General features: G+C 72.7%; 5 protein-coding genes. All 5 read left to right on the plus strand.

The window, feature by feature from the left end:
- The first annotated feature begins 181 nt into the window (after positions 1-181).
- Complete coding sequence (gene rfbB, locus LLG88_01705) at positions 182-1,258, plus strand: dTDP-glucose 4,6-dehydratase (GenBank protein MCE5245622.1); 1,077 nt, start codon at positions 182-184, stop codon at positions 1,256-1,258.
- Between the two features lie 19 nt (positions 1,259-1,277).
- Positions 1,278-2,147 carry a glucose-1-phosphate thymidylyltransferase RfbA gene (gene rfbA, locus LLG88_01710; GenBank protein ID MCE5245623.1) on the plus strand — a complete coding sequence of 290 codons (870 nt, stop codon included), beginning with the start codon at positions 1,278-1,280 and terminating at the stop codon, positions 2,145-2,147.
- A 1-nt stretch (position 2,148) separates the two neighbouring features.
- Positions 2,149-2,694, plus strand: coding sequence for a dTDP-4-dehydrorhamnose 3,5-epimerase (rfbC, locus tag LLG88_01715; protein ID MCE5245624.1), 546 nt, complete (start codon positions 2,149-2,151; stop codon positions 2,692-2,694).
- Positions 2,695-2,805: 111 nt separating this feature from the next.
- Positions 2,806-5,802 (plus strand): phosphoribosylformylglycinamidine synthase, encoded by a 2,997-nt coding sequence (locus tag LLG88_01720; GenBank protein MCE5245625.1) that lies wholly within the window; start codon positions 2,806-2,808, stop codon positions 5,800-5,802.
- Positions 5,799-6,605, plus strand: a complete 807-nt coding sequence (locus LLG88_01725; GenBank protein ID MCE5245626.1) for a phosphoribosylformylglycinamidine synthase subunit PurQ — start codon at positions 5,799-5,801, stop codon at positions 6,603-6,605. The genes LLG88_01720 and LLG88_01725 overlap by 4 nt, the downstream gene beginning before the upstream one ends.
- Positions 6,606-6,732 lie beyond the last annotated feature (127 nt).

Here is a 6,732-nt window from a genome sequence, read left to right on the forward strand (position 1 = left end):
GCCGCCTCGACCCTCGCCGAGCTGCTCGCCGATCCGTCGCCGAGCAAGCCGCTCTGCGCCGTGCCCGCGCCGCCGCCGACGCGCCCGCGGCGACGGAAGAACGGTTGATGCGCCGCGGGGCGCGGGTCATGCTTCGAACTCGCCGCGCGCGGGGCCGCGCGACGGAGAAGAGGGGAAGAGGATGAGGACGCTGGTCGTCACGGGAGGCGCAGGGTTCATCGGCGCCAACTTCGTCCGGCACGCGCTGGGCGAGGACGTCGAACGGATCGTCGTCTTCGACAAGCTGACCTACGCCGGCAGCCTGCTCAACATCGCGGGGCTCGACGAGAAGCGCGTCGTCTTCGTGCGCGGCGACATCGCCGACCGCGCCGCGGTGCGGCGCCTCTTCGACGAGGAGCGCCCCGACGCGCTGGTCAACTTCGCCGCCGAGAGCCACGTGGACCGCTCGATCGACGACCCGACCACGGTCTTCGAAACGAACATCCGCGGCGTCTTCGAGCTGCTCGAGGCGGCGCGCGCCGACCTCAAGCGCGACCCGGCCCGCGCCGCGTCGTTCCGCTTCCTCCAGGTCTCGACCGACGAGGTCTACGGCTCGCTCGGGCCGACCGGCCTCTTCGCCGAGGAGACGCCGTACGCGCCGTCGAGCCCCTACTCCTCGGCCAAGGCCGCGGCGGACCACCTCGCCCTCGCCTGGCGGCGGACCTACGACCTGCCGGTCGTGCTGACGAACTGCTCCAACAACTACGGGCCGTTCCAGTACCCGGAGAAGCTGATCCCGCTGATGATCCTCAACGCCCTCGAGGGGCGCGACCTGCCGATCTACGGCGACGGCGGGAACGTCCGCGACTGGCTCTACGTCGAGGACCACTGCGCCGGCATCTGGCTCGCGCTGACGCGCGGCGAGCTCGGCGGGAAGTACAACATCGGCGGGCGGAACGAGAAGACGAACCTCGAGATCGTGGACGGCATCTGCGCGCTGCTCGAGGCGCGCGTCCCGGCGCGGACGAACCCGGCGCTCGCGGCGCGCGGCAAGGGCGCCTACGCCGAGCTGAAGAAGTTCGTCGCCGACCGCCCGGGGCACGACCGCCGCTACGCGATCGACGCCTCGAAGATCCGCGCCGAGCTCGGCTGGGCGCCGCGCCACGACTTCGCCTCCGGCCTCGCGGCGACGGTGGACTGGTACCTCGCCCGCCGCGACTGGTGCGAGGCGGTGCAGAAGGACACCTACGACCGCCGCCGACTCGGCCTCGGCGGCTGACGCGCGAAGGGGGAAGGCGATGAAGGGGATCATCCTCGCCGGCGGCTCGGGAACGCGGCTCCACCCGCTGACCCGCTGCGTCTCGAAGCAGCTGATGCCGGTCTACGACAAGCCGATGGTCTACTACCCGCTGGCGACGCTGATGCTCGCCGGCGTGCGGGAGATCCTGCTGATCAGCACGCCGGCCGACCTGCCGAGCTACCAGCGGCTGTTCGGCGACGGGCGGCAGTTCGGCCTCTCGATCGCCTACCGCGAGCAGCCGCATCCCGGCGGCCTCGCCCAGGCGTTCACGCTCGGGCGGGAGTTCGTCGGCGGCGACCGCGCCGCGCTCGCGCTCGGCGACAACCTCTTCTACGGCCACGGGCTGCCGGAGTACCTGCGGCGGGCGGCGGCGCGCGAGACCGGCGCGACCGTCTTCGCCTACCGCGTGCGCGACCCGCAGCGCTACGGCGTCGTCGAGTTCGGCCCCGACGGCAAGGCGCTCTCGATCGAGGAGAAGCCGGCGAAGCCGCGCTCCAACTTCGCGGTCGTCGGCCTCTACTTCTACGACAACCGCGTGCTCGACGTCGCCGCGAACCTCACGCCGTCGGCGCGCGGCGAGCTCGAGATCACCGACGTCAACCGCGCCTACCTCGAGATGGGGGAGCTGCACGTCGAGACGCTCGGCCGCGGCATCGCCTGGCTCGACACCGGCACGCCGCAGTCGCTGATGCAGGCCGCGAACTTCATCCAGGCGATCGAGGAACGGCAGGGGCTGAAGGTCTCCTGCCCGGAGGAGATCGCCTACAAGCTCGGCTACATCGACCGCGCCGCGCTCGTCGCCGCGGGGGAGTCGATGCGCAACAACGACTACGGCCAGTACCTGCTGCGCCTCGCCGAGGAGGGGTGAGTTGAAGTTCCTCGAGACCGCCCTTCCCGGCGTCGTCGTCGTCGAGCCGGACGTCTACCGCGACGCGCGCGGCTTCTTCGTCGAGAGCTACCAGCGCGAGAAGTACGAGGCCGGCGGGATCGCCGTCCCGTTCGTGCAGGACAACCTCTCCTCGTCGGCGCGCGGCGTGCTCCGCGGGCTGCACCTGCAGACGCGCCGCCCGCAGGCCAAGCTGGTCCGCGTCGCGCTCGGCGAGGCGCTCGACGTCGTCGTGGACGTCGATCCGCGCTCGGCGACGTTCAAGCGGCACGTCGCCGTGCGGCTCGACGCGGAAAGCCAGCGGCAGGTCTTCGTCCCGGCCGGCTACGCCCACGGCATCGCGATCCTCGGCGAGCGGACGCTGGTCGAGTACAAGGTGAGCGACTTCTACGACCCGGGCGGCGAGCTGTCGATCCGCTGGAACGACCCCGAGCTCGCGGTCCCGTGGCCGCTCGAGGCGCCGATCCTCTCGGCGAAGGACGCGGCCGGCCTGCCGCTCGCCGAAGCGCTGGCGAAGCTCGGCAAGTAGGCGCGTCCCGCGCGCCGCGGGCGGGGGACGGAGAACGCGTTAGACTGAGGCCTTTCCGGGGGCGCCGGCGCTTCCGCCCCGTCGTCCACCGCCATCCGAAGGGGTTGCCCCGTGTCCAGCGTTACCCGCATCGAGGTCGGAACCCGCGCCGGTTTCGTCGACAGCCGCGGCGTGTCGGTCGCCCGGCGGATCCGCGAGCATCTCGGCCTGACGGTCGAGTCGGTCCGGACCCGCGACGTCTACCTGGTCGAGCCCGCGCTCGCCGACGACGAGGCCCGCCGCGTGGCCGACGAGTTCGCCGGCCCGATCGTGCGCGTCGGCGCCGTCGGCCGGCTCGACGACGGCCCGTTCGACGTCGCCGTCTCCGTCGGCTTCAAGCCCGGCGTGACCGACCCGGTCGGCAAGAGCGCCAAGGTGGCGATCGAGGACCTTCTCGGCCGCAAGCTCGGCGAGAAGGGGAAGGTCTACACCGCGCGGGTCTACCTGCTGCGCGGCGTGGACCGCCTCGCCGCGGCGCGGATCGCGACCGAGCTCCTCGCCAACGAGGTGATCGAGCGGGTGAAGGTCGAGACGCGCGACGAGTGGCTCGCCTCCGGCCCCGACCTCTCCGTGCCGCGCGTCGTCGAGACGGCGCCGCGCCCGGCGCTGACGATCGGCCTCGAGGTCTCGGACGACGAGCTGCGCGCGATCTCCCGCGCGCGCCTCCTCTCCCTCTCGCTGGAGGAGATGAGGGCGATCCGCGACTTCTACCGCGGCGCGAAGGACGATCCGCGGCGCAAGGCGGCGGGCCTCGGCGGCGCGCCGACCGACGTCGAGCTCGAGGCGCTCGCCCAGACCTGGAGCGAGCACTGCAAGCACAAGATCATGAACGCGCGGATCACACACGCCGAGGCGGGGCGTCCGCCGCAGGTGATCGACTCGCTGTTCAAGACCTACATCCGCGGCGCGACGCGCGTGATCGACGAGCGGCTGAAGGCCGAGAAGGGGCGCAGCTGGCTCGTCTCCGTCTTCCACGACAACGCCGGCGTCGTCGCCGCGACCGAGCGCCACCACCTCGTCTACAAGGTCGAGACGCACAACAGCCCGTCGGCCTTGGATCCGTACGGCGGGGCGATCACCGGCATCGTCGGCGTGAACCGCGATCCGTTCGGCACCGGCCTCGGCGCCGAGCTGCTCTCCAACGTCTGGGGCTACTGCTTCGGCCCGCCGGACTACGCCGGCGCGCTCCCCGCGGGGCTGCTCCATCCGCGCCGCGTCCGCGACGGCGTCCACGCCGGCGTGATCGACGGCGGCAACCAGTCGGGCGTGCCGTACGCGCGCGGCTGGGAGTACTTCGACGAGCGGTACCTCGGCAAGCCGCTGGTCTACTGCGGCACGGTCGGCCGGATGCCGGTCGAGACGACGGGGCGTCCCTCGCACGTCAAGAAGGCGGCCGCCGGCGACCGGATCGTGATGGTCGGCGGACGCATCGGGAAGGACGGGATCCACGGCGCCACCTTCTCCTCGGCCGAACTGACCGAGGAGAGCCCGGTGCAGGCGGTGCAGATCGGCGACCCGGTCACGCAGAAGATGATGTTCGACTTCCTGCTCGAGGCGCGCGATCTCGGCCTCTACTCGGCGATCACCGACAACGGCGCCGGCGGCCTCTCCAGTTCGGTCGGCGAGATGGCCGAGCAGCCGGGCGGCGCGCGGCTCGACCTCGCCAAGGCCCCGCTGAAGTACCAAGGGCTCGCCCCGTGGGAGATCCTCGTCAGCGAGGCGCAGGAGCGGATGACGCTCTCCGTGCCGCCCGACAAGCTCGACGCGTTCCTCGAGCTGGCGCGGCGGCGCGAGGTCGAGGCGACCGACCTCGGCGAGTTCACGAGCGACGGCCACTTCCACGTCCTCTACGGCGCGGCGACCGTCGCCCTGCTGCCGATGTCGTTCATGCACGACGGCGACCCGGAGATGGACCTCGTCTCCGAGTGGTCCGCCCCCGACCGCGGCGCCTACGCGGCGGCCGAGGCGCCGGATTCGCCCGCGGCGGGCGCGGCGCTCCTCGCGCGCTTCCTCGCGCGGGACAACGTCCGCTCCAACGAGGACCTTGCCCGCACCTACGACCACGAGGTCAAGGCGCTGACGGTCGTCCGTCCCTGGATCGGCGTGCATCGCGACGTGCCGTCCGACGCCGGCGTCTTCATGGTGGACTACGACGGCGCGACCGGGTACGCGCTCTCCGAGGGGGTCTTCCCCTCCTACTCCGACTTCGACGCGCTGGCGATGGCCCAGGCCGGCGTGGACCTCGCGGTGCGCCGCGCGATCGCCGCCGGGGCGCGCCCCGACCGGATCGCGGCGCTCGACAACTACTGCTGGCCCGATCCGCTCGAGGGGCCGAACAACCCCGACGCGCGCTTCAAGCTCGGACAGCTCGTGCGCGCCTCGCGCGGCCTGCACGACATCTGCGTCGCCTACGGCGCGCCGCTCGTCTCGGGCAAGGACTCGATGAAGAACGACGCCGTCGTCGGCGGACGGCGGATCAGCATCCCGCCGACGCTGCTCGTCTCGGCGATCGCGATCGTGGACGACGTCCGCGCGGCGACGACGCTCGAGCCGGGCGGCCCCGGCGAAATGCTCGTCGTCGTCGGCGAGACGCGCGAGGAGCTCGGCGGGAGCGAGTGGGCGGCGATGCGCGGCGAGCGCGGCGGCGACGTCCCGCGCTGCCGGCCCGAGGAGTTCGCGCGCCGCTACGCCGAGGTCGCGCGCCTGATCGCCGCGCGGCGCGTTTCGGCGGCCCACGCCCTCGGGCGCGGCGGCCTGCTGACCGGCCTCTTCTTCATGGGCCGCGCCGGCGACGTCGGGATCGAGGCCGACCTGGCGAAGCTGCCCGGCGAAGGACGTCCCGGATGGGAAGCGCGCCTCGCCGGCGAGTCGTGCGGCCGCTTCCTGCTCTCGGTCGCGCCCTCGCGGCTCGACGACGTCATGAGCGCGCTGGGCGACCTGCCGGCGGCGGTGATCGGCGCGACGAACGCCGGCGGCCGCCTGACGATCCGCCTCGGCGCGGCGACGCTCGCCGACGCGCCGATCGACAACCTCGCCGCGGCGTGGAAGCGGCAGGAGACCTCGCGATGACCGCCCCGCGCGTCTTGATCCCGACCGGCTTCGGCCTCAACTGCGAGGCCGAGACCGCCCACGCGTTCCGCCTCGCCGGCGGCGAAGTGGACGTCGTGCACCTCACCGACCTCTTCGCGCGGCGCCACGCGCGCCGCCTTCCCGACTACCAGGTGCTCGGGCTGATCGGCGGCTTCGCCTACGGCGACCACATCGCCGGCGGCCTCGTCCTCTCCGCGCGCATCCGCGCCCACCTGCTGGACGACCTCGCGGCGTTCCTCGCGGACGGCGGGATCGTCCTCGGGATCTGCAACGGCTTCCAGACGCTGGTGCGGCTGGGGCTGCTGCCGGGGCCGGAGGCGGGGGCGCACGACTTCGCGCCGCGCGCCGCGCTGACGAACAACGACCGGCTCGGCTACCGCGACTCGTGGGTCAAGCTGAAGGTCGATCCGGCGAGCCGCTGCGTCTGGACGCGCGGCCTCGACGCGCTCGAGCTGCCGACGCGGCACGGCGAGGGGAAGTTCGTGCTCGAGTCGGACGAGGCGCTTTCCCGCCTCGAGGCGAACGGGCAGGTCGCGCTGCGGTACGTGGACGACGCGGGGCGGGTCACCGAGGAGTGGCCGTTCAATCCGAACGGCAGCGCGCGCGGCGTCGCGGGCGTGACCGACGCGACCGGCCGCATCCTCGGCGTGATGCCGCACCCGGACGCGTTCCTCTTCCCGTGGCACCACCCCGACTGGCGGCGGAAGCGCGCGGAGCTTGAGAAGAAGGAGCCGGCCGGTCTGGCGGTGTTCCGCGCGGGCCTAGGGTCGTTGCGGCACTGACGTCAAGGCCCGCGTTACTTGATGCGTCGTCGGTCGGCCGCGCAGGGCCGAAAGGCCCGCGTTACTTGATGCGTCGTCGGTCGGCGGCGCAGGGCCGAAAGGCCCGCGTTACTTGATGCGTCGTCGG

It is taken from the genome of bacterium, from assembly GCA_021372775.1.
Lineage (GTDB): Bacteria > Acidobacteriota > Polarisedimenticolia > J045 > J045 > JAJFTU01.